Origin of the sequence: Rhodococcus sp. RS1C4 (assembly GCF_002258225.1) — a bacterium.
In the GTDB taxonomy this organism is placed as follows: domain Bacteria; phylum Actinomycetota; class Actinomycetes; order Mycobacteriales; family Mycobacteriaceae; genus Rhodococcoides; species Rhodococcoides fascians_E.
This window is the reverse complement of sequence record NZ_NOXZ01000017.1, coordinates 190996-212042: the sequence shown is the minus strand read 5'-3', so window position 1 is coordinate 212042 and position 21047 is coordinate 190996. Positions and strand designations below refer to the sequence as shown.

The window sequence follows — 21047 nt, the reverse complement described above, 5'->3', positions numbered from 1 at the left end:
CTCTAGGAGTCCTACGGTGATCCCTGACGTTTTACGGTTCACCTGGATAGGTGTCGACGGTACCGTTTGGAACTTTCCTGATTCTGGGATGGCTCTGAACGGTACCCCGACCGGCATGTTGGGTTCACCGTTCACCCATATCTACCAGACGAATGCTCGCACTAAGGGCAGGATTTGGAAGGGTAAGACGGACGAGTCGGGGACGATCACTGCGGATCTTCTGGTTCAGCCGTGGCGGCTCGATGTGCGTCGGTCGACTGAATCTTTCTGGCGTTCTTATCATTCGCGGTGGCGTGCTTCGTTGGGTCGCGGCGATGAGGTGGGGCGTTGGCTGGTTCGGTCGTCGGAGTCGGGGCATTGGTGGGCGGACTGCCGTCTGGGTGAGGTCGCGGAGACGGACGACTACCGCACTAAACCTGGCTTGCTGGGTGTGGCGTCGGAGAAGTTGACGTTGCTCGCGGACTACTCGTTTTGGCAAGGCCCGAAGGAGTCACGCACGTTCGACATTCAGGATTTGTCGACGGCGAAGATTCAGAACCGCGGCGATCAATCCCCCTGGCCGGTCTGGGAGTTCGTCGGCCCTGGGCAGTGGACGTTCGGGATCAAGGGTGGTCCGACGATGACGTTGCCAAACATGGGCAACGGTCAACGGATTGTGGTTGACACGAACATCGAGGATCCGTTAGTACGGTCGGGGTCACTGTCTGGTCCGTCGTTGTGGTCTCAGATGGGGTTGCAGTGGGTCGATGGGCAGCAGATCCCTGCACGGCGGACGGGCCAGTCGGGTCTGGTTGATTTGCAGTTGTCGTGTGTCGGCGGCATCAACAAGCGTTCGACGGCTACGGTTTCGTTCACTCCTATCACGGAGCGCGCATGGTAGCGCTGTTGCGGAAGCTTGAGGCTCCGCTGGATTTCAGGATCCACGACAACACGTATGGCACTGCTGAGCCGCTCGGGAAGTATGTCGAGTCGGAGTTGACGTGGAAAAAGACTGGTGTCGATACCGGCAAGTTGGTGGTGGAGGGTAATCACCGGCACGCGAACAATCTCCGCGCTTGTGTCGAGACGGTTGTTCCGGTCACGTGCAGTGTGAACGGTAAACGCTGGTCTGGTCGGGCAGTGGATTACAGGTTCCACGGCCCGGATAACGCGTATTTGGAAGTGGATTTGAAGGGCGAGCAACGCATGTTGCACGGTCTCCTATCGTACCCGAATACGTTTCTGCCGGAGTGGTTGCAGGCTCCCCCGCAGGACATTCAGATCGGTGGCGCTAAGGGCGTCATGATGCACTATGTGGGGCAGAACGCGGCGCGCGCTGGCGCGCCTGTGGTCACTGCCCCACACAACAGGTTGGATTTCTCCAACTTCACTGTGATGGCTGCCCGCATGGATCCCATCGACGAACTGTTTTCGCAGGTGTTGAATCAGGCTGCGTTCCAGGCGAAAATGGATTTGTGGCTGCCGGGTGACGCGCAGCCGTTTCCGTCGAATCGGACGATGATCCGCCCATCCTACATTTTCGATGTCGTTGACCCCCGCGATATGCGGCAGGAAATTCAGTGGTCAGTTGAGGGCGGCGGCATCACAGGTTTCGTGGAGACCGGGAAACATCCTGAGGGTCACACGATTCTGGTGGGCGGAAAATCACCGGACATCATCAACACGTTGATCCGTGAGTCCGTCAATGCCTTGATCTCTCTGGCCTTGTCGGCTATCGGCCTACCGTTCCTGTCGATCGGTATCGGCGGTCTCCTTGACAATATTCTGTTCGCGTTCAACAGGTTCGTCGACTACACCCGTAAAGCTCAACTCGGACCGTATGCGTGGCCGGAAGTGTGGGCGAACGCGGGTGCAGGCGCATTCACCTTGGACGCGTTGCAAGCTGGTATGCAGGCCATGAAGGATGCGGCTGGTCAGCGTGCAGTCAAGTTCACGATCGGCGAGAACAAGCCTTACGAGTTCGGTAAGGGCTTCTCGGATAACGGTCGGCCACGCTATGACGTCAACGATCTGGTCAGGTTCCGTAACTCCGGGAAGATCATCGAAGACTACATCGCGGAAGTGAAGATGCGCGATAACCGTTCTGGCTTGCGCGAGTTCGACACGATCATCGGTGATGACCGGACTGCGCAGGATCCTTTGGCCCAGTTGATTGGTGGCATCAAGGGGTTGGCGACGGTCGTCCGGTCTATGAATCTTCAAATCTAATGCAGGGAGCGGCCGGATGGCTTTGCAGATTGTGTCCCCGAATCGTTTCGAGGGTCCGGTGACTATTGGCGATGCGACGTTGGTGTTCAAGCGTGGTGTGGCGGATGGTTCGGCGTTGCCTTCGGAGACGGTGGAAGTGTTGCGTACGCAGGGCTTCATGTTCATTGAGGGGCGGTTGGCCTGATGGCGGAGTTGACTGCGCGTGTGACGTTTTCGTGGGTTCCTGCGGCTGATTTGCGGGATCCGAATCGGGCTGTGGTGAAGTTGGAGGGCGGGCAGCTTTATGTTGAGTTGCCGATGGGTGAGCGTGGTGAGCGGGGCGCGCAGGGTGATTCGCGGCCGACGTTTGATTGGCGCGGCAAGGTAGCGAATGTGAATGGCCTGCCGTCGAATCTTGGTTCTGCGCATGCGGGTTACGGGTTTGTGGCGGAGAGTGACGGTCACGCGCATGTCTGGAATGGTGCCCAGTGGTTTGATGTGGGTGCGATTACGGGCGAGAAGGGTGATCCGGGTAGCGCTGCCGCGTTGGAGGTCCGTAATGTGACCACGTCTTCTGCGGGTGGTGAGGGTTCGGCGTCGATCGGCGGTGAACCTGGCGCGCAGTTCTTGGATTTGATGTTGCCTCGCGGTGAGCGTGGTCTTCCGGGTGAGCGTGGCGTTCCGGGTATTCCGGGGCTGCTTTCTGATGCAGCGGATTTCGATAAGTCCACTCCGCCTGCGTCGGGGAATGTGCCGGTGTGGTCGGCGTCTACGCAGACGTGGCGTCCAGGCCAACCGGGGCGTTCATTGGTGGGGCCGTGGACGTTGGGCGAGTCATCGTTTGCGGTCGCAGCCTCCAATATTACGGCGAACACGAAGACGTTGGCAACGTTGAATCTCCCTGAGCAGGAGTTCGCCTACCGGCCGTTGGTATTCGGTTCGGTGTCGATCAACTCTGGCGATGGCGCGAGGCGTGTCGACATGGAGGTTCGTGTCGGTTCGGCGTCGGGCGCTCTGGTCGGTAAGGGCCTGGGTGTGCAGAGTGCGACTGCGTTCACGAATCAGATTGCGCCTGGCTATTCGAATCCGATTACTCCGGGTTCGGGTGAGGGGACGGTGCCTGCGGGTGTTCCGACGACGTTGCATGTGGTTGCTGCACGGACGGTGGGGACGGGCGCGTGGGCGCACGGGCAGGCGGGGGCTACGTTGACGTGCTGGCTTCAGCCTGTGGAGGGCTGATCTGTGGCGAAGACGATGAGCGATCTCGCTAATGACCTGGAAGTGATCTGGGTTGACACGGAGGATATTGGTTCTTCGGGTGAGGCGTGGGTGGAGTTCCGGGGCCGCAACAATAGTACGTCGCTGCCTGCGGGTCTTCCTGGCCCGGTGGGTGATGACGGTTTGGATGCCCCGGATTTTCGGTGGTTGGGGATGGTCGCGTCGGCTGGCGATTTGCCGTCGTCGGGGGCTGATGGTGACGGGTTCATCGTGTTGGATGCGATGCGGGTGTGGGTGCGTCGTTCTGGGCGGTGGCTTGATGCTGGCAGGTTGATCGGACCTAAGGGTGTCCGCGGGGATGACCGGGCTTACGATCCGACTGCACTGTTCGCTACGTTGCCTCCGGGCTCTACTGCGTCGGTGCGGGTGATCCGCAATTCGAGTGTGAATCTAACGGAGTCGCCTGCCGGGTCGAGGCTGTACACGATCCCTTCGGGGTTTGTTGGCGCGACCGGTTTGTTCGAGGTCGATGCTGGTTTGGTCGAGTCGGAGGACACTCCGGGCTTGTATAGTTTCGGCGCTACGGGGTCGGGGCTTGAGTCGTTGGAGTTCCGTATTCCGCGTGGCCCGCGTGGCCCGGTGGGTGTGCAGGGTGCGCCTGGTCCTGCGGCGGCGTTGCTGTCGTCGCTGGATTTCGATGAGAATCGGCCGCTGGTGTTGGGTGACACGTTGGCGTGGAATGCGTCTACGAGCCGCTGGCAGCCGTCGACTTTGCTTCCGTCGCTGGTGGGGCCGTGGCATTTCCCGAATGGTTCGGGGTGGGTTGCTGCGGTGTCGAATGCGACTGGCGCGTCCCGATTGTTGGGGACGTTCACTGTTCCTGCGCAGTTGTTTCCGTGGCGTCCGTGGGTGTTTGGTGCGGTGGCTGCGCGTGGTCGTGGCGGCACGTTCAGTGTGGCGGTGAATTTGGGGTCTACGTCGGGGCCGACTGTCGCGAAGTTGGATGGGTTCGGTACGACGGGCGCGATGGCCGCGTTTCCTGTTGCCCCGTCGTTTTCGGGTGCTGAGATGCACGGCGCTGATACATCGACTGGTGTTGTGGCTGCGGGTCAGGTGGCGACGTTCACGGTGTCACTGGTCCGGGCTTCTGGTAGTTCCAACCATGATTATTCGCCTGTGCCATCGTTTTTGACGGTGTTCGCGTTACCTGTGTGAGGTTTGCATGTCGGTTTACAGTCTGCCGAATCATATTGACAGTGTGGGCGACAAGGTGGATTTGGTATTGGCGGAGTTGTTTGTGATCCGTCAGTGGATTGCGGAGCAGGGTGGCCCGCCGTTCGAGTCTGTCGAAGTTCCTGAGTCTTCTCCGGTCGCCGAATCAGGCGAGACCGAATCTACGTAAAGGGGCCGTTATGGCTGTGAGGCGTTCTGTTTTGAATCGGCTGCACGCTTTTGCGTTCAGCAAGTCCGGGTTGCCGTATGGGTATGGTGGCGCGTTTTCGTCGTCGAATGCTCGGGCGTCTACGGATTGTTCGGGTGTTGTGGGCGCTGCTGGCATGTTCATTGCTACGGATGGCCGTTCGGATGTGTTGTTTCAGCGGCATGGGTCTACGGAGTCGTGGCGTACTGCTCCGGGCGGTAGGTATGCGGGGATGACTCGTTCGGCTGCGAACGCGATTCCTCGGGATGCAGTGTTTCGGGCTGGTTTTCAGCATGGCGGTGGTGGCCCGTATTCGCATACGGCGTGCACGATCGAGCATGCGAATTGGGAGTCTCGCGGCACTCCGGGCGTCTTGTACGGTTCCAGTGCCCGCGCCTGGAACGATGGCCTGTTCAACGAGTATTGGTCAATTGCAGGCCCGGTCGTGAACGATCTGGCACCGCATGACTTTCCGCTACCGAACTCGTCGGGCGTGTTCTTCTACTACGGACCCTATGACGGCCCGGAGAACAGTATTTCCGGTAAGGCCGGTGAGCCCGCCAACTGGATTGACGGGTTGAAGCGTTGGCAGGCCGCGGCGGGCATCGTGCAGGACGGCCAGTACGGTCCTGCGACTGCGCAGAAGGCCCGCGAAATTCAACGTAATGCACGTTTGATCGAGGACGGCAAGATCGGCCCGCAGACGTGGGCGCTTGTTGTGAAACCAGGAGGTAGCCCTGTGGCACCCACACCATCTGATCCGCTCGTCGGCATGTCGCGTGAGGATCGTATTTTCCACGAGTTGACGTACCGGTTCAAGACTCGGGTGGAGACATCCGGCTACACGGACACGGCGGTCGGCTACCTGTTGCAGATCGATAAGGCGTCGTATCTGAATGGCGTCGAGTTGAAGCGTCAGGGCGAGCTGCTTGATGCGATCGCGAAAAAGCTCGAAGTGTCTGTCTGACTCTTCGTTTCCTCCTATCGAAAGGATGCCATCATGGCTTCCACGTTCAATCCTTCTGTTGCCCAGCGTAAGTATGTGTACGGTATCGTGCTTGCTGCGATTCCAGTGTTGGCGGGTCTGGGTGTTGTTCTTCCGGGTGGCGAGTCGGCGGTGCTGTTGCTGCTTGCTGCGGTGCTTGGTTTGCCGACTGCCGGTTTGGCGTTGGCGAATACGAAGCCTGGCGCGAAGGATGAGACTGCTGCCGAGTCTGCGCCTCCTGTGCAGGGTTACCCGCTCTGATGTTGAGCGGCCGTGAGTGTTGGCGGTCGCGTCTGGAAACCCGCCTCGTGCTCGTGGTTGTCGGGTTCATGTCTGCTCTCCGGGGATGGTCCTATCTTGGTCCGTCCCCGGAGACGACTCCGACGCAGCTAGCTCTGGTGGATCAGTTCGTCCCCCTGCCCGTGTATTCGATGGCGTGGATCATTGTCGGTCTTGTCGCTGTTCTGGCGGCTTTCACGCCTCGCCTGTTCGCTGGCGATGCAGCGTATTCGGCGCTCGTCGGCTTGAACGGCTTGTGGGCTCTTAGTTTCTTTTGGTCTTGGTGGGTGGATGATGTGTCCCGCGCCTGGGTGTCGGCATTGAATTACGTGCTTGTGGCCCTACTGGTGTATAGGGAGGCGACACGACCCGAACCCGTGGAGGTTCCTCGTGTCCCTTGAATCGATCATCATTTCTGTTGTTGGCCCGACGATTGTTGCGTTGTTGGCGTGGTGGACTCAGCGTGGTACGTCGAAGCGTTCGGCTGATTCTGCGGCTACGGAGCAGTGGCAGAAGATGTTGTCTGAGCAGCGTGAAACGTTTACGGCGCAGTTGACTCCTATGAAGGATTCGATTGATCGTTTGGATGGTGAGGTCCGCGAGCTGCGCGAGGCGTTGCGGTCTGAGGAGCGTCGTTTCCGGTTTGCTGTGCTTTATATTCGTGCGCTTTTGGATTGGGTGCGTGTGCATGCGCCTGGGTTGACTCCTCCGCCTGCTCCTGAGCCTATTTCTAACGATATTTGATGGGGGCCTGTGATGGCTAATAAGCTTGTGGCGGTGGATGAGGCGACGTTTGAGTTGCCGACGCCTGTCCGTGCTCGTTTGGATGCACGGTTTGTGCGGACGATTAATGGTGTTGGCCCGGATGTTGCGGGTGATGTGCAGGTTACGGGTGGTGGTGGCGGGGGTTCTACGTCTGCGACTGTCGATAATCTGGGTGGTACGGGTACGACTGGCCGTGGTTTGATGAAGTCGTCGACTGCTGCGGCTGCGCGTGAGGTGTTGGAGGTCGCGAATCCGTTGCAGTTGGGTACGTCTGGGACGACTGCGGCTGCGGGTAATGATTCGCGGTTGTCGGATGCGCGTGACCCGAAGGCGGGTTCGGTGACGAATGCGTCGATTGCGTCGGGTGCTCAGATCGCGTTGTCGAAGTTGGCGGTGGGGAATGTGTCGGGCCAATCTAATGGCGCGGCGGCATCCTTGGTGATCTGGACGGGCACGGAAGCCCAGTTCCAAGCTCTCGGAAGCAAGTCTGCATCCACAGTGTATTTCAGGACGGCAGCCTGATGCCCATATCAATCGGATCTATCACAGCCGACAAGATTAGCATCGGAAGCACTGAAGTGCAGACAGTCAGCATCGGCTCCGTAGTCGTATGGTCAGCGGCATCAGGAGGCGGAACAGACCCAGGCGGAGGTAATGGCGGTCCGTCGCCTTCGCCTATGTGGATATATGCGAAAGATGACCTAACGGTCGCCCCAGGTGGTGAATGGCAGAATATCAGCCGCGAGGATCTTGATATTCGACAAGGCTACCCGGCGACTGTGTTGGATAGCTCGGGCGGTCTAGTCATGAACGGAACCGGGCGAATCACGGTGACTGGCGAGGCTAAAGTTCCAGCATTTGCAAGTAAGCTTTCGTGGCGAGTACTTCGGAATGGCGTTTCCGTGGGGGGCGTCACGAGTTCGGACGCTAGATATACGACCCCGCCATTTGATGTCCAACAGGGCGATGTTTTACGTTGGAGTGTAAGCAATCCCGGTTCGAATGCTCGGACGCTAGTAGGTAAGGGATCCTCCTATATTTATACGACGGCCGTTTAGCGGGAGGAAAGTAATGAATGAGAATCCTTTCTCTATTTGGCTGAGGTTTAGGGGGTTGTGATGGTTGTTGCTACACCCCCGAACAGTTCGGGACTAGAAACCAAACTTGCACGCGACTGGGTAGTGCGTATAGCCGACCCGCTCACCACCGACACACCAGACTGGATATTCGTTCGAGGCTTATCCGCCGTATCCCCCATCTTCGAAGGATCAGCACAAGAAACCTCCGACATCGATGCAGGCGGATACGGTTCCCAAACAGTCACAGGATTAACGTGGCGCGTAGAAGGCTCCGGTAAACGTAAAGGCGAGAATGCGTCGGGCTTCGAAGACGACCCCGGCCAAGCATTGTTGCGTTCCAAGGGCCGTCAAGTCGGTGTCTACAATTTCGTGCGATTCCATATCTATCGGCGCGATGATGCCCCCGACTCGTATCAAGGCATGGGCCCGGTCGTCTGGACTGATGCCGCAGCATCAGATCCGAATGCGTTGCAAGAGTTTTCTGTGACGATTCACGGTAATGGCGCGCCTGTCGATGTTGCGAAGCCTACCGCAGCCCCGCCTGCCGGTGTAGGCGTGTTCCCGTTTGTGTTTCCTCTCACCCTTTAGGAGTTTGTTATGCCTGTGAAATCTACGTGGGCGTCGGGTGAGAAGTTTTCTCACGCGGATGCTAATGCTGTGGCGGCGGTGGTGAATGCTGTTGAGTCGTCGTTGGGGTCGAAGGCGAATGCGTCGACTGTGTCGGGGAAGTTGGATAAGTCTGAGGCTGCTTCGACGTATGTGTCGAAAACGGACGCTGACAATAGTTATGCACCGGTTCCGAGCGAGGCTGGTACGTCCGGGCAGGTTCTCACCAAGACATCGACCGGCACCGTGTGGGCGACCGTGTCAGGCGGCGGCAGTGGTGGTTACGACGGAGGGCAGCTTTAATGGCACAGGGAGTCGGAGTCCGTCCTTGGACTCGGGGAAACGAAGCAGCTCGCGCAGCATCAACCTACGTCGTACCAAACGGCGATTTCGTCGTCACCGACGAAGGGCACATTTACGTCGGTGACGGAATCAGTCAAGCCAAGAATCTTCCACGCATGTCCAACCTTCGAGAGGTGACGACTCGCGCGGCCACCAGCGTTGTAGGCCGCGGCGCAAAGGCGGACTACACCGGCAGGATCGGAACAGCAGGGACCGGCACAGACGACCGCCTCGCAATCCAGGCAGCGATGGATGCGGCCAGCGACATTGCGTCGTCGGACTACTACGCATACCTCGGACGTCGCTCGGTCACAGTGAAAATTCCCGCGGGCTTCTATCTCGTGGGCGCGCCAGCCACGGGACCATCGCTGACCGTTCCACCTGGTGTCACCCTCGACGCTTCGGACGCTTCCCTATTTTTCGACTTTCCCGTCTCCGCAACCAATGATTGGTGCGGGATCCAAGTTGGCCAGTACGCAAACCTCATCGTCGGCAAGATCGCACGATCGCGGCGAAACGACGCACCGTCTGCGTCGGACATGTATGACGGCGTTCGGCTGGTGTTCTGTGACAACAACTCGCGAGTAGTCGGCTACAAAGACTCCGAGATTTCAGGGTTCCAAGGCGCGGCCATCCGCGGGATCGGCGCTTGGATCTCGCACGTCAAAGGCATCCGCTTCTACGGGAACAGGTACGGCTACGTTGCGAGCAACTACGGGGACGCTTTCAGCTTCGCGATTCCAGCCGGGAACCCCTCGGGATCGGCACGTCGCGTCCACACCGATGTCTACTTCGAGGACTGCCAGTTCGTAAACTGCGCCGTCGCAGGCTTCGTTGGGGCTGCGCAGGGTAAAGCCGCACAACCCAACGGCCTCGACTTCGCCGACTCCGGAACAGCCGTCAGCTTTGGAAACAGCATCTTCGAAAACATCGGCGGGTACGCGATCAGCGGCGGAAACATTCTCACCCTGGCGTTGCACAACGTCTCTCTCGAAGAGGTCGGCAACGGTGACGGCATGGTCAGCTTCAACACCGTCCGCCAAGTAGTCGTGTCGGGGTCGTTCCGAGTCAACTTTTCTGGTCGGTCTGTGCCCGGCCCGGCCGGCAACGTCACACCGAACCCGTCGTGCATTTTCAAGCTGGCATCCGTGCAGGCGATGAGCGTGCAAGGATTTTACGTGCACAACACCTTCCGGGAGGTTTTCGCATTCGCGGAAGGTGCGGCACCGGTCGGGCACTTCGTAGGTCCCGGGTTCTGGGACAGCTACGGATTCACAGGTGGTGTGATCAGACCGACGCACAAAGGTGCGACGATCATCAGTGCGGCTTGGAATTCCGGTCACTGGCAGTTCGGATCGAAACACTATTGGATCGACGCAGACAGCAACTTACGCTCGAAAGCGACCGCGCCGACTTCGGACACGGACGGCACGGTAGTTGGGGCAGGCGAGGGCGCTTCGTCTACGCCGTGGAGAATCGAAATCTCTCCGTGGACAACTCCGTCGTTGCAGACGAACTGGGCATCGATCACCGTAGACACCGGTTCGATAGGCAACGCAGGTCTCAACTCAAGCGGTGCACAGAACGACGAAATTGCGTGGGATCTGCTGATCGGAGCTGGCACCTGGAACATAGACGTGATCCACACGCTGGCGGCCAGCCGAGGGATCTACAACGTATACCTCGACAACGACCTCGTTGGCACAATCGACGGATACGGCGCGACGGCATTACGCAACCAGCGCGGCCAGATCGCGAACGTGGTCGTGGCGAGCACCGGAAAGCGGCGCCTAAGACTGCGAATGTCGACGAAGAACCCCGCGTCTTCGGGGTACCTCGGCACGATCGTTCAGCTCGCACTCCAACGCACAGCGTGACCGCGTTCGACCCTTGTCCGTTCGGCTTGCTAAGTTGCCGACATGGACAAGGGTCGACTCGCCTGGATGGACACTCTTCGTGGTCTAGCAATCGTGATGTTGGTGTTCTGGCATTCGGCCGCTATTCCTGTTTACTACGGGTTCGACATGCCGAGATGGCTTTACCTCATCAACGAGGTATTTCTACCGTGGAGAATGCCCGCACTGATGTTCCTCTCCGGGCTACTGCTTAGTAAGTCGCTTCGGAAACCGGCAATCCCTTACTACGTCGGCAAGGTCCGGTTGCTCGCATGGCCGTACCTCATCTGGGCGGCCGTGCACATGCTCACCTTTCCGTACTTCGACGGTGAACTGACCAGTCCGCGTGCGTGGATCGCGAACGGGTATCTCTGGTTCATCTTCTTTCTGCTGGTGTACTACGTGGTGGCCCCTGCCGTCGTAAGACTTCGCTGGTGGATCGCCATGCCGCTCATCGTGGCGGCAGCCCTCATCACTCCCAGCGCGCAACTCCAACAACTGATGTACTTCGCCGTGTTCTTCTTTACCGGCTATTACGTCCATAGGCTTATGGAATCAGTCACGCGTTGGTCGCCCCCGATTGTCGTGGGCGTAATAGCGATTGCAGTCAGTTTCACTGTGGTCTCGCTGTACAAGAACCATGACACCGACACCCACTTCTTTCAATATGAGGTGCTATCGATACCGGCGTCGTTCGCTCTGATTCTCCTCAGTGTGCGAATAGCTGCGGCTATGGCCAGTACGAATGCGGCCGTGAGTTCTCTGCAATTCGTCGGGCGCAACTCTGTGGTGTTCTACTTGCTGCACTTCCCCGTGATCACCGCAGTGTGCAGCGTGGCGTCCGAGTTCGGTTGGGTCAGTAGTTTGTGGGTCGTCCCAGCATCGTGGGTGGCTGCGCTCGCAGTCGGTGTGGGGTTCGCACTGGGTCGTCACTCCTTGGCGGTCGCGTGGCTTTTCGAAGCTCCAGGTTTCCTGACATCCCGAATCATCAAGATAACGGACCGATCGATGACGAGTTGATGAAGCTATCGAATGACCCATGCGCCACGGATCACTGGCTGGAGATCGTCACGCCTGAGATGCGCTGACTTTCCGACGTTTCGAGCAAATCGAGATGATCCCGCGACGTCGTTCAACCATGTTCCAACTCCGGTCGCCACATCGTCAACGAAAATGGGGATGCTCATCATGTTGATTCGTTCGGTCTCGGACATTTGGATGCTCAGTCCGTGCATCTGGCTCTGGCCCTCGTCTGGGACAAGAAACCCAATCGGATCCATCCCCGACGTCTGCATCGATCCCTGGTGCAGCAGCGAGCAGCGCAGTTTCCACAGGCGCTCAGCGGACTCTTCGTCTTCACCCTCGATGTACTGCGAGACCCACGCTCGATACTTCGACCCGGTGGCGCGACCATTTTCCGACGCGAGCGCTCCACAGATATCAGGAAGAGCGAGCGCTGTGGTTAACGCGACAAACCACAGTCCTGCGACGCTCGCCTGCCGCATCTGATCCACGAGCACTTCCAGCCCACGCTCTGGTGTTGATCGCATCGATGCACGGTAACCGAATCGGGGTCTCCTGCGCCGACTCGTTACGTCGTCCGAATGACCCCGTGAAAGCGGTGCATAACACCAAGTCTCTCTCGGGTCAGTGTCGTCCGCGTCCGTCGAAGCTGGAGTCCTGACAGTCCACCCCGAGTGCAGGCGTGTAAGTCAGGGCGTCACAAACACGGCATCGATGGGTGCGGTGGTGGTGAACGTCGCATGAGCAGACGCGCGACCCGACGAGCACTCTCCCGGCAACGAGAGGGTGTCCGTTCGGGCATTCATGGGGCGCGCCCTCGGCCCAGCCTTTGCCGTTCCATGTCAGTGTGTTGTGATCCATGTCGGGTCTCCTGAATATGCGAAAGCCCGCCCCGGCTTCCCTCCGGGACGGGCTGCACCCACCGTAACACTCTTCGAACGTTCGTGCGATTGCGCCTCACCTTTCGGGGTGGGGCGCTTTCGTAGTTCTCTACACCTCGCACACCGCGCCCGGTAGTGGCGTGAACTCGCCTTCCCCATCGCCTAGCCCTGTGCGTGCCGCACCGATCGCACCGACAGCAAACTTGCCGTTCCCGATCGGCTCCTCGGTGGGGTCGCAGTACATCCACACGAAGTAGCCGTCCTCTTCGCGTTGCCGTTTCTGCACTGTCTCGAAGACTTCCCGAGCGTTGTCGACGCTGTAGTTGTCGATGAGGTGCACGGTGATTTGTGGGCCGTCGATCTGCATGCGGAAGTTGGATGCGGTGAGTGCGGGGTCGGGTTTCGGTGGCGCGAAGGTGATGGCTCGTTTGGTGGTTTCGGGTGTGTTTGCCGCTGGTTCGTGGGTGGCGATGACGGTGGGTTCTGGGGTGCTGGCGCAGGCGGCTGCTGCGAGCGCGAGCGCTGTGATTACTCCTGCACGGAGGAGGGTGGTTCGCATCAGCAAATTATGCTGTAGACCGCACGGTTGGTCCATTTCCGCTGGTCAACGCGCCGCAGTGGATTCGCTACAGTTTTCGCCACAGTCAGGGGTTGTGCACACTGTGAGTGTGGGTGTGTTGCCCCTGGCCGATAGGGGTGCAAGTTAGCGGCGGTTTGCGTATAGTCCGAACTTGTACCCCATCATGAATCGGGTGAAGTCGTTCCGGAGCCGGTCGAAATCCGGCACCGCCTGGGGTTCGTCGCCCGTGGCATCGCGTTCCATGCCCTCGATTGTCCCTTACCGGGCCGGCGGCCCTAGGTGCGGTGGGATCCGCGTGAGTCGAAGCTCGCGTCCGCGCATCTCGGGCCGAGTGGCGGGCTGAAGGTGACATCTCCGCAGGTGCGGCACGCGTGGGTTCGGTGGTGCCCTCGTCCGCAGGAACACGCCCTCGACCCGACCAGTACGGTCCGTGGGCCGAGGGCGTGACCGCGAGCGCACCTGCACGGTGCGTTCTCGACCCATCGATCGCCCAATCGATGGAGGGTTCCGCTGCCGTCATCACCCTCCGCTGTCGTCATGCGCCGCCGCGTTCTTTCCGGGTGAATCCATGCTTGCCACCGCCTGCTCGACGTTTGGACCGTCCGGAGCCGGGGGACTCCAGGACGGCCCACTCAGAGTAACACGCATTCGAACATATGTTCCCATTGAACTCGCCTTCACTGTGTCCTAATCTGAAATTACGAAATTACGGAATGACAGAGGGGTCACGATGCGTCGAACCATTGCTGTATCCGCAAGCTGCCTGGCTCTACTCGTGTCGACGGGGTGCACATCCACATCCGGCACCGACAGTGCGCCGGAGCCGGACGAGTGCACGCCGGTGACGTCGACGGATCTGAACACCGAGGACGGGTGGTTGGGTCTGATCGGTCAGGCGCCGGAGTCCGTGAGCCTGCTGGTCGACGACGGCAGTGGACGCACCGTCGAACATCGCGCCGAGGAGCAGCAGCCGCTGGCATCGGCCGTGAAAGTGGTCCACCTCGGCGCCTACGCTCGCGCAGTCGCCGCAGGGGAACTGGACCCGGACGAGCAAGTGCCGCTGTTGGATTGGGAGCGGTGGTACGTACCGGGAACGGACGGCGGAGCGCACCCGGCGGCGCTGGAACGGCTGGGGATCGCGAGCGACGGCACCAGCGCGACCGATCTTGCCGGCACCGTTCGGCTGGACGACATCGTCTCCGCGATGATCCAGGAAAGTGACAATGCCGCGCCGGACTACCTGCGCTATCGGCTGGGTGACGACGCGCTCACGCGTGCTGCCGCGGCCGGAGGGTGGGAGAATTTCCAGGCTCCGACACTCGTGACGCAGACGCTGTCGTTGTTCGATCCCGCGTTGGGCGACGGTGACACGTGGGCGACGGCGGAGAGGTGGGCCTTCGATCAGCAGTTCCGTGTGGACGTGAGCGCAGGCCTCGAAGTGCCGTCGTACGATCAGCAGGTCGACGGGGTGCAGGAGCGGTCGGCGCAGGGATCGGCTGCCGAACTCGCCGGGTTCTATCGCGCGATCGCCGACGGAACCTTCGGTGACGGTAGCGATGTCGCACTGCGGCAGCTCGAACACCGACCCGCGCCCGACGGTGCCGCCGGAATCGGGTTCAAAGGCGGCAACCTGCCGGGCGTCCTGACGCAGGCATTCGAGCTACGGCGGGACGACGGCACCGTGGCGACGGCGGTGTGGCTGATCGACTCGTTGCCTGCCGATCGGTACGAGGCAGCTCTCGCCGGCTTCGGGAACCAGCAGACGCTGATCGTCGACGCGCTGAGCTCACCGTCGGGCTTCGACCGAATTGCCTGCGCAGTGTGAGCGGGGAGTTCGAGGCCAGACTCGCCGAGTTGGAGGCCAGGGTCGCGGAGCTGGAACGCCGCGAAGTCGGTGCTCCGACAGAGAAAGCTGCCCCGACGGGCGGTGAGATCGCGTACCGCGGCGACGTCCATCTACACGGGGACGTGACATGGGACATCGGGTATTCGCCCGACGGGGTCCTGGACCTCTCGGTCGCGCGTACGACTGATGTGCTTGCTGCCCTTGGCCATCCCGTCCGATTGCAGATCGTGAAAGTGCTCCTGCGGGGACCGGCCAACGCGTCGGAACTGCAGGAGGCCGTCGGGCTCGGGTCGACGGGGCAGGTCTACCACCACCTCAAGGTGCTGGGCTCGGCCCACATCGTCGAACAGCATGGGAGAGGTGAGTACCGAGTCGGAGCGAAGAAGGTTGTGCCTCTGCTCGTGTCGATGCTCGCCGCGGCGGACATTTCGGGCGAACTGGGTACCTGACCGCGTCGTGCGATGAGTTTCCGAGCCGGGCGGTGTCGGTACAGGCACACACTCCCCCGCGAGCATCGGAGAAGACAATGGCCTCGAACAACACACAGACCGAGAACGTGACACCGACCGTCCCGTCCGGCTCCCGCACTGCCGCACGCGCCGGGTGGGTGCTGACGGCACTCCTCGCGATCTTCCTGATTTTCGACGGAGTAACCAAGTTGATCAATGTGCAGCAAGTGCGGGACGCGACGGTCGATCTCGGTCTACGCGAGGAGATGACGCCGGTCATCGGTGTCGTTCTGTTGGTCAGCCTTGCATTGTTCCTGGTGCCGCGCACGGCATTTCTCGGCGCGGTACTGCTCACCGGCTACCTCGGTGGAGCGGTCCTGACCAATTGGAGGGTCGACAAGCCACTGTTCAGCACGGTGTTGTTCGCGGTGTACGTCGGGGTCGCGGTGTGGGCGGCGCTCTACCTCCGCGACCCCAAGGTGCGTCAGGTCATGCCGTTCGTGCGCTGATGCACCGTCGAGCGGACGGAATCGACTGCGGTGACACGGTCCGGAGCTACTGGGCTGCGTAGCCGCCGTCGACGAGGTGGTAGCTGCCGGTGATGAAGCCTGCGGCGTCGCTGGCAAGGAAGGCAACGAGGCTGGACACCTCTTCGGAGGTGCCGAGACGACCGAGAGCGTGCTTGGCCTCCAACGCCTTTCGCGCATCCTCGTCCATGTTGGCAACGAGGAGCGGCGTGCGGATGAAGCCGGGGCCGACTGCGTTGACGCGAACGCCCTGTGCGCCGTACTCGAGCGCAGCGTTCTTCGTCAGACCGAGCAGGCCGTGCTTGGATGCGACGTAGCTGGCCGAGTTGGCAATTCCGACGCTGCCGAGGACCGAGGCCATGTTGACGATGGATCCACCGCCTGCTGCGGCGATGGCCGGGATCTGGGCCTTCATTCCGTAGAACACCGCGTTGAGATTGACCTCGATGACCTTGCGCCAGCTGTCCACCGACACGTCGCCGACGGGGAGGGGTTCGCCTCCGATGCCTGCGTTGTTGACGGCGATGCGAAGCGGAGCCAGGTCACCGGCCGCAGCGACCATGGCCTTCACGTCGTCCAGGTTCGCAACGTTGCCGACGAAGGCTGCCGCGGTGCCTCCGGCTGCAGTGATCTCGTCGGTGACGGCCGTCGCGTGGTCTCCGTCGAGATCGGCGACCAGTACCGATGCTCCGTTCGCCGCCAATTCCAGTGCAACCGCGCGGCCGATTCCGGAGCCTGCTCCGGTGACGATCGCCGAGCGATCTGCTACGTCGTACGTGGCCATGACAACCCATCTCCTCGTGAATCGAAACTAGTGGTAGTTGAACCTAGAACTACCTTTCTGTAAAGGTACAATAGTTACGTCGGCTTACTTATTCCGGGTTACGGCTGACGTGAGCTGCCGAAAGTTCTCGCCAAGTGGCGACCAAGTGCAGTGGGCGACGCTGTCGACCATGAACATCACACCTTCGCTCCTGTACAGGCTGAGCGGTATCGCCGTCGTCGTCGCCTTCGTCTTCAACTTGATCGGCGGAACACTGCATCCGGTCGTCGGCGGATGGGCGCATTCGGTGGAAGCGCTCAGCGAACCCTTCAACCCGTACGCGCAGTACTTGCTGCTGATCGGGACGCTGCTGCAATTCCTCGGGCTGCCCGCCGTCTACGTCTGGGTGTCCAGGAAGACAGGACTGCTCGGCCTGATCGGCTTCGCTCTCTACTTCTTCGGTGGGATGCTCGTGATCCTCCCGCATCTGACCGTCGAAGCATTCGTCTCGGTACCGATAGCCGCCAAGCACGAGACCGCTCATTTCCTCATCCCGACGGACGATTCGCTGTTCGCCGATCCGGCATTCCAGAACCTGCAGTTGTTCGCGGGCCTGGTCTTCATGGTGAGCATGCTGATCATCGGAATCGCGCTACTGAAGTCTCGTGCAGTACCGCTGTGGATCGGTGCGGTGATGACGCTCGGCGGACTGATTCTCCTGACGCCGATCCCTCAGGCCCCGGTTCTGTCCGGGCTCGTCATCGAGATCCCCCGCGGCCTGGCCATCGCAGCAATCGGAGTCCTGATGATCAAAGGCAACAGCTCAGGAGCGGACACACGCGGCCTGCAGTCAAGTTCACGAGTCGACGTAGCTACCCGATGACATAGCTACCCGATGACGTAGCTACCCGATGACGAAGTGACTCGAGGAGGGCATCGGAACGCGCTCGGAGCTCCTCGGCGGCAGCGGTGTCGCCGAGGGCTTCGGCCGTTGCCGCCAGGGCGGAGTCGACCGTGCCCGCGTAGAAGGCGCCCGAGTCGAACCCCGCGATCCGACCCGAGAACGGTGAGAGCTCGTCGTGCAGTTTCGTGGCCGCCTCCAGGTCACCGAGCCTCGCTGCGGCGCGGGCCGCGTGGGCGGTCATGCCGAGCCAGTAGTAATCCCTGTCGTACGGCTCCGCGTCGAGCCAGAGTTCGCGTGCCCTGTGCTTCTCGCCCGAGTCGAGCAATGCCACGATCAGCGGGTACCGGACGCTCTGGGGGCGCATGTTCTCGATGGCGCTCAGCTCGTCGACCATCGGTGCCAGATCGCCCAGATACGTTGCCACGCCCAGTCGTCCGATCATGGTGATCAGATGGGCGATCGCGCTGCCGCCGGCGACCATCTGGGCCGCTGCCTCGGAGTATCCGCGCAGCGCACTGTCGGTGCGGCCGGACGCGATGTCGCAGGCGGCTCGGTAGATCCGGACGACGCCCAGCATCTCACCCAGCTGCTGCCCGCTGGCGTGGATGATGACGGCGGCGGCGCTCGCGTCTGCTTCATCCAGTTCCGTTGCGGCACAATGAGACAAGAATGCATAGTAGTGACCGAGAGATTGATATGCAGGGTCGGCTACCGCCGCACGCAGCAGATCCTCGCTCGTCGCGAACAGAGTGTGCGCCAGATCAGGACCGAGGGTTGCGTAACCGTACGCATTGAGTGCCCGGCACAGAACGGCGTCGTTCTGGGACAGTCGGGCGTGACGCACCGCATCCGACGCCGCGGCGACTGTCTCGGCGACATCGTTGCCCTCTATCTCGAACACGAGCGTGCTCAGCAACAGTGCGCGATCAGCCACACCGATATCGGCATCCAGCAACAACGCTCGAACGGGGTCGACGATGGACGCATCGACGACGACATCGGGCCGGATGGACCACACGACCGGTGCGGACCAGGATGTGAGAGCGTCGATCGACCGGCGACGCCCGAGGTGCGTTGTGGTCCCCGGTGCCGACGCGATGTCCACCGCTCGGCGCCGTCGACGTCGCGCCGACGCCGTATCGCCCGCCCGCGCCAACGACCCGACGTAGGGAATCAGGATGTCCAGCAGGTCCGTCTCGGACCCGTCGACGGCGCTCTCGTGCAGTTCGACGGCGGAGCTCCACAGTACGAGCGCCTCTCGGTGCGAACCGAATGCTGCAGCCCGCCTGGCCGCGTCCACGACGAAGGGCACGAGCGTGAGTGCTGTTGTGGGAGTTGCGGACAGTGCAGCATGGTGAGCGAGAAGTGCGGGATCGTGTGGTGTTCGGGCTGCGAGCACTTGTAGCGCATTGCCGTGGAACCGCGTGCGTCGCATCAGCGGCAGTTCCGTGTACAGCGTGTCGCGGACGAGCGCATGGGTGAAACGTAGTCGCTCCGAGTCGGTCTCGGTGAGAAGGCCGGCAAGGACTGCCGGCTCCAGTGCGTCGATCAACTCGTCCTCGGTCCTGTCGCTCATCGCGGAGAGCACGGAGAGATCGACGTCGCGGCCGAGAACCGATGCGCGCCTGAGTGTCAGCACGCTGTTCTCGGGAAGTCTGGTGATGCGCCGCCGGAGGACTTCACCGATCTCCACCGGAATCGAGGAGCGCGCCGCGGCTGCACCTTCCGACACGATCAACCGAGCGAACTCACGGACGAACAGTGGATTGCCGTCCGTTCTTTCGGCGAGCACGTCGAGTACGTCCGCGTCCATGTCCGTGTAGCCGGATTGCTTCGCGACTTCCGCTACACCACCGGGAGTCAACCCCGTCAAGCGCATCTTGGTCGACGGAGTGCCCGCCGTTGCTGCCCACACCGTGTCCAGCTCGGCCGATACCTCGGAGGTTCGATACGTCGCGACGATGAGCACCCGCGCACCCCTCGGAGCGAGAATCAGGTGCCGGAGCAACTGCATGGTCAGCTCGTCCGCTCGGTGGCAATCGTCGAAGACGAGTACGAGCGGTGCAGTTGCCGAGAGACGGGTCAGATAGCCGATGAGAGCCCGTGCCAGCCAGAATGTCTCGACGGCGACATCATCGGACGCCGAAGCGGGATCGAGTATCTGCCGCAGCTCTCCGGGGACTGGCGCCTGCGACCGAAGGGACGCTAGAACTTCGGACCACGGCCAGCCCGGCGGTGTCCCGTCGACCTCCGGGCACGACCCCCACGCCGCTGTCCATCCGCGGGCAGCCAAGTGGTGCGCGACGGTGTCGGCAAGTGTCGACTTGCCCTGGCCCGGCTCGCCTCCCAGCCAGACGATGTCGAACGAGCCGTGTTCGACACCACGGGCAGCATCGAGGACGACCTGCGTTTCCTCCGGTCTGCAGTTCACCACCGGGGCCTTGGGCGCGGGCGCAGGGAACGACACACGGGCGGTAGCGGCGTCGACCACGTGCGGTGCATCGAGCGCGGGATCCTGGGCAAGGATGGCGCGTTCCAGTGTGCGCAACTCGGGGCCGGGGTCGATGCCCAGTTCGTCGGACAGGTATCTCCTCGCCCGGCTCAGGGTATCGAGGGCGTCGGCCTGTCGCCCTGCGCGGTACTGCGCCAGAGCGAGGATGTGGACGGGGCGCTCACGTCCTGGACTGTCGGCGACGTGCCTCCCGAGATCGGCGATGACGACCGTGGGTGCAGCACCGAGATTCAGCAGCGTATGCGCCCGTTCTTCGACTGCCGTGCTTCGTAGTTCGTCGAGACGTGCGATCTCCACTGCAGCCCAGTGCGTGTCTGCGAGACCCTGATACGGGCTACCCGACCACGACGCGAGCGCACGATCGAACCTTCCGAGCCGAGATGTCGGGTCGCTCTCGCGTATGCCGCCGACGACCAGGGATTCGAAATGCCAGACGTCGACCTGCTCGGTCGGAAGGACCAGCCTGTATCCCGGCGCGGAGCTGACCAGAACCGTCGCCGGCGTGCGAGGCCTGCGGTCGGGCTCGAGGGTCCTGCGAAGATTGGACACGTGAACCTGCAGGGCTGCCAGCGCTTTGGGGGGAGGTTCACCCGACCACAGATCCTCGATCAACAGATCCGTCGACACCATCGAACCCCTGGCGAGGACGAGTCGCGCCAGTACTGCGCGTCGGCCGGGGCCGGCGAGGTCGATGTCGCGATCGTCGAGGCGCGCACGCATCGGACCCAGCACGCCGATTGTCAGCGTGTGGGTGGGCACAAGACTCATGTCGCGGAAGTCAACGCA

At 61.3% G+C, this 21047-nt stretch carries 20 protein-coding genes; 16 read left to right on the top strand and 4 right to left on the bottom strand.

Translation table 11 applies throughout. The annotated features are described in order from the left end of the window. The first annotated feature begins 16 nt into the window (after positions 1–16). The 12 genes from CH289_RS07665 to CH289_RS07620 all read left to right on the top strand — a co-directional run bounded on the left by CH289_RS07665 (position 17) and on the right by CH289_RS07620 (position 11796). Positions 17–880, top strand: a complete 864-nt coding sequence (locus CH289_RS07665; protein ID WP_218828458.1) for a hypothetical protein — start codon at positions 17–19, stop codon at positions 878–880. Next, a complete protein-coding gene (locus CH289_RS07660; protein ID WP_094727659.1) occupies positions 874–2208 on the top strand; it encodes a Gp37-like protein in 1335 nt (444 codons plus the stop codon). Before CH289_RS07665 ends, CH289_RS07660 begins: the two co-directional genes overlap by 7 nt. 16 nt (positions 2209–2224) lie before the next feature. Continuing rightward, positions 2225–2392 carry a hypothetical protein gene (locus tag CH289_RS28220; RefSeq protein ID WP_179276757.1) on the top strand — a complete coding sequence of 56 codons (168 nt, stop codon included), beginning with the start codon at positions 2225–2227 and terminating at the stop codon, positions 2390–2392. Next, positions 2392–3426: a hypothetical protein gene (locus CH289_RS07655; RefSeq protein WP_143545054.1), complete on the top strand. Its 1035-nt coding sequence runs from the start codon at positions 2392–2394 to the stop codon at positions 3424–3426. The genes CH289_RS28220 and CH289_RS07655 overlap by 1 nt, the downstream gene beginning before the upstream one ends. Positions 3427–3441: 15 nt before the next feature. After that, positions 3442–4620 carry a hypothetical protein gene (locus tag CH289_RS27960; RefSeq protein WP_143545053.1) on the top strand — a complete coding sequence of 393 codons (1179 nt, stop codon included), beginning with the start codon at positions 3442–3444 and terminating at the stop codon, positions 4618–4620. 437 nt (positions 4621–5057) lie between these two features. Further along, positions 5058–5792, top strand: coding sequence for a peptidoglycan-binding domain-containing protein (locus CH289_RS07645; RefSeq protein ID WP_094727656.1), 735 nt, complete (start codon positions 5058–5060; stop codon positions 5790–5792). 33 nt (positions 5793–5825) lie between these two features. Beyond that, a complete protein-coding gene (locus CH289_RS07640; RefSeq protein ID WP_094727655.1) occupies positions 5826–6071 on the top strand; it encodes a hypothetical protein in 246 nt (81 codons plus the stop codon). 408 nt (positions 6072–6479) lie between these two features. Next, positions 6480–6833 (top strand): hypothetical protein, encoded by a 354-nt coding sequence (locus CH289_RS27955; RefSeq protein WP_143545052.1) that lies wholly within the window; start codon positions 6480–6482, stop codon positions 6831–6833. A gap of 222 nt (positions 6834–7055) precedes the next feature. Beyond that, positions 7056–7376, top strand: a complete 321-nt coding sequence (locus CH289_RS07630; protein WP_094727653.1) for a phage upper tail fiber protein — start codon at positions 7056–7058, stop codon at positions 7374–7376. Positions 7377–7972: 596 nt separating this feature from the next. Further along, on the top strand, positions 7973–8521 hold the full coding sequence (locus tag CH289_RS27950) for a phage tail tube protein (RefSeq protein ID WP_143545051.1): 549 nt from the start codon (positions 7973–7975) through the stop codon (positions 8519–8521). A 476-nt stretch (positions 8522–8997) separates the two neighbouring features. Further along, positions 8998–10758, top strand: coding sequence for a glycoside hydrolase family protein (locus CH289_RS07625; protein ID WP_143545050.1), 1761 nt, complete (start codon positions 8998–9000; stop codon positions 10756–10758). A 42-nt stretch (positions 10759–10800) separates the two neighbouring features. After that, positions 10801–11796 carry an acyltransferase family protein gene (locus CH289_RS07620; protein ID WP_094727651.1) on the top strand — a complete coding sequence of 332 codons (996 nt, stop codon included), beginning with the start codon at positions 10801–10803 and terminating at the stop codon, positions 11794–11796. Between the two features lie 5 nt (positions 11797–11801). Here the strand turns inward: CH289_RS07620 and CH289_RS07615 are convergent, their stop codons facing one another. Both CH289_RS07615 and CH289_RS07610 read right to left on the bottom strand, forming a co-directional pair. Next, positions 11802–12290 (bottom strand): hypothetical protein, encoded by a 489-nt coding sequence (locus CH289_RS07615; protein WP_143545049.1) that lies wholly within the window; start codon positions 12288–12290, stop codon positions 11802–11804. Positions 12291–12789: 499 nt separating this feature from the next. Next, on the bottom strand, positions 12790–13239 hold the full coding sequence (locus CH289_RS07610; RefSeq protein ID WP_094727649.1) for a hypothetical protein: 450 nt from the start codon (positions 13237–13239) through the stop codon (positions 12790–12792). A gap of 751 nt (positions 13240–13990) precedes the next feature. On the opposite strand from CH289_RS07610, the gene CH289_RS07600 reads away from it, so the two are divergent. From CH289_RS07600 to CH289_RS07590, 3 genes are all read left to right on the top strand, one after another. Next, on the top strand, positions 13991–15085 hold the full coding sequence (locus CH289_RS07600; protein WP_019666997.1) for a serine hydrolase: 1095 nt from the start codon (positions 13991–13993) through the stop codon (positions 15083–15085). Continuing rightward, positions 15082–15555, top strand: a complete 474-nt coding sequence (locus CH289_RS07595) for an ArsR/SmtB family transcription factor (RefSeq protein ID WP_019666996.1) — start codon at positions 15082–15084, stop codon at positions 15553–15555. Before CH289_RS07600 ends, CH289_RS07595 begins: the two co-directional genes overlap by 4 nt. Positions 15556–15632: 77 nt before the next feature. Next, positions 15633–16064 carry a DoxX family protein gene (locus tag CH289_RS07590; protein ID WP_020112476.1) on the top strand — a complete coding sequence of 144 codons (432 nt, stop codon included), beginning with the start codon at positions 15633–15635 and terminating at the stop codon, positions 16062–16064. A gap of 46 nt (positions 16065–16110) precedes the next feature. On the opposite strand, the gene CH289_RS07585 is transcribed toward CH289_RS07590, so the two are convergent. After that, the gene (locus tag CH289_RS07585) at positions 16111–16866 is read right to left on the bottom strand and encodes an SDR family NAD(P)-dependent oxidoreductase (protein WP_020112475.1); all 756 of its coding nucleotides are present in this window, start codon (positions 16864–16866) and stop codon (positions 16111–16113) included. A 169-nt stretch (positions 16867–17035) separates the two neighbouring features. Here CH289_RS07585 and CH289_RS07580 point away from each other — a divergent pair, with 169 nt between their 5' ends. Beyond that, complete coding sequence (locus CH289_RS07580) at positions 17036–17728, top strand: hypothetical protein (protein WP_230595539.1); 693 nt, start codon at positions 17036–17038, stop codon at positions 17726–17728. Here CH289_RS07580 and CH289_RS07575 read toward each other — a convergent pair. Continuing rightward, on the bottom strand, positions 17718–21029 hold the full coding sequence (locus CH289_RS07575; RefSeq protein ID WP_094727648.1) for a BTAD domain-containing putative transcriptional regulator: 3312 nt from the start codon (positions 21027–21029) through the stop codon (positions 17718–17720). The two genes, CH289_RS07580 and CH289_RS07575, sit on opposite strands and share 11 nt — an antisense overlap. Between the last annotated feature and the right edge of the window lie 18 nt (positions 21030–21047).

What these genes read in the sequence shown, in the direction of transcription:
- CH289_RS07660 (WP_094727659.1), top strand. Translation starts at nt 874, where the DNA reads ATGGTAGCGCTGTTGCGGAAGCTTGAGGCTCCGCTGGATTTCAGGATC.
- CH289_RS28220 (WP_179276757.1), top strand. Translation starts at nt 2,225, where the DNA reads ATGGCTTTGCAGATTGTGTCCCCGAATCGTTTCGAGGGTCCGGTGACT.
- CH289_RS07655 (WP_143545054.1), top strand. Translation starts at nt 2,392, where the DNA reads ATGGCGGAGTTGACTGCGCGTGTGACGTTTTCGTGGGTTCCTGCGGCT.
- CH289_RS27960 (WP_143545053.1), top strand. Translation starts at nt 3,442, where the DNA reads ATGAGCGATCTCGCTAATGACCTGGAAGTGATCTGGGTTGACACGGAG.
- CH289_RS07645 (WP_094727656.1), top strand. Translation starts at nt 5,058, where the DNA reads ATGACTCGTTCGGCTGCGAACGCGATTCCTCGGGATGCAGTGTTTCGG.
- CH289_RS07640 (WP_094727655.1), top strand. Translation starts at nt 5,826, where the DNA reads ATGGCTTCCACGTTCAATCCTTCTGTTGCCCAGCGTAAGTATGTGTAC.
- CH289_RS07630 (WP_094727653.1), top strand. Translation starts at nt 7,056, where the DNA reads ATGAAGTCGTCGACTGCTGCGGCTGCGCGTGAGGTGTTGGAGGTCGCG.
- CH289_RS27950 (WP_143545051.1), top strand. Translation starts at nt 7,973, where the DNA reads ATGGTTGTTGCTACACCCCCGAACAGTTCGGGACTAGAAACCAAACTT.
- CH289_RS07625 (WP_143545050.1), top strand. Translation starts at nt 8,998, where the DNA reads ATGTCCAACCTTCGAGAGGTGACGACTCGCGCGGCCACCAGCGTTGTA.
- CH289_RS07620 (WP_094727651.1), top strand. Translation starts at nt 10,801, where the DNA reads ATGGACAAGGGTCGACTCGCCTGGATGGACACTCTTCGTGGTCTAGCA.
- CH289_RS07610 (WP_094727649.1), bottom strand. Translation starts at nt 13,239, where the DNA reads ATGCGAACCACCCTCCTCCGTGCAGGAGTAATCACAGCGCTCGCGCTC.
- CH289_RS07600 (WP_019666997.1), top strand. Translation starts at nt 13,991, where the DNA reads ATGCGTCGAACCATTGCTGTATCCGCAAGCTGCCTGGCTCTACTCGTG.
- CH289_RS07590 (WP_020112476.1), top strand. Translation starts at nt 15,633, where the DNA reads ATGGCCTCGAACAACACACAGACCGAGAACGTGACACCGACCGTCCCG.
- CH289_RS07585 (WP_020112475.1), bottom strand. Translation starts at nt 16,866, where the DNA reads ATGGCCACGTACGACGTAGCAGATCGCTCGGCGATCGTCACCGGAGCA.
- CH289_RS07580 (WP_230595539.1), top strand. Translation starts at nt 17,036, where the DNA reads ATGAACATCACACCTTCGCTCCTGTACAGGCTGAGCGGTATCGCCGTC.
- CH289_RS07575 (WP_094727648.1), bottom strand. Translation starts at nt 21,029, where the DNA reads ATGAGTCTTGTGCCCACCCACACGCTGACAATCGGCGTGCTGGGTCCG.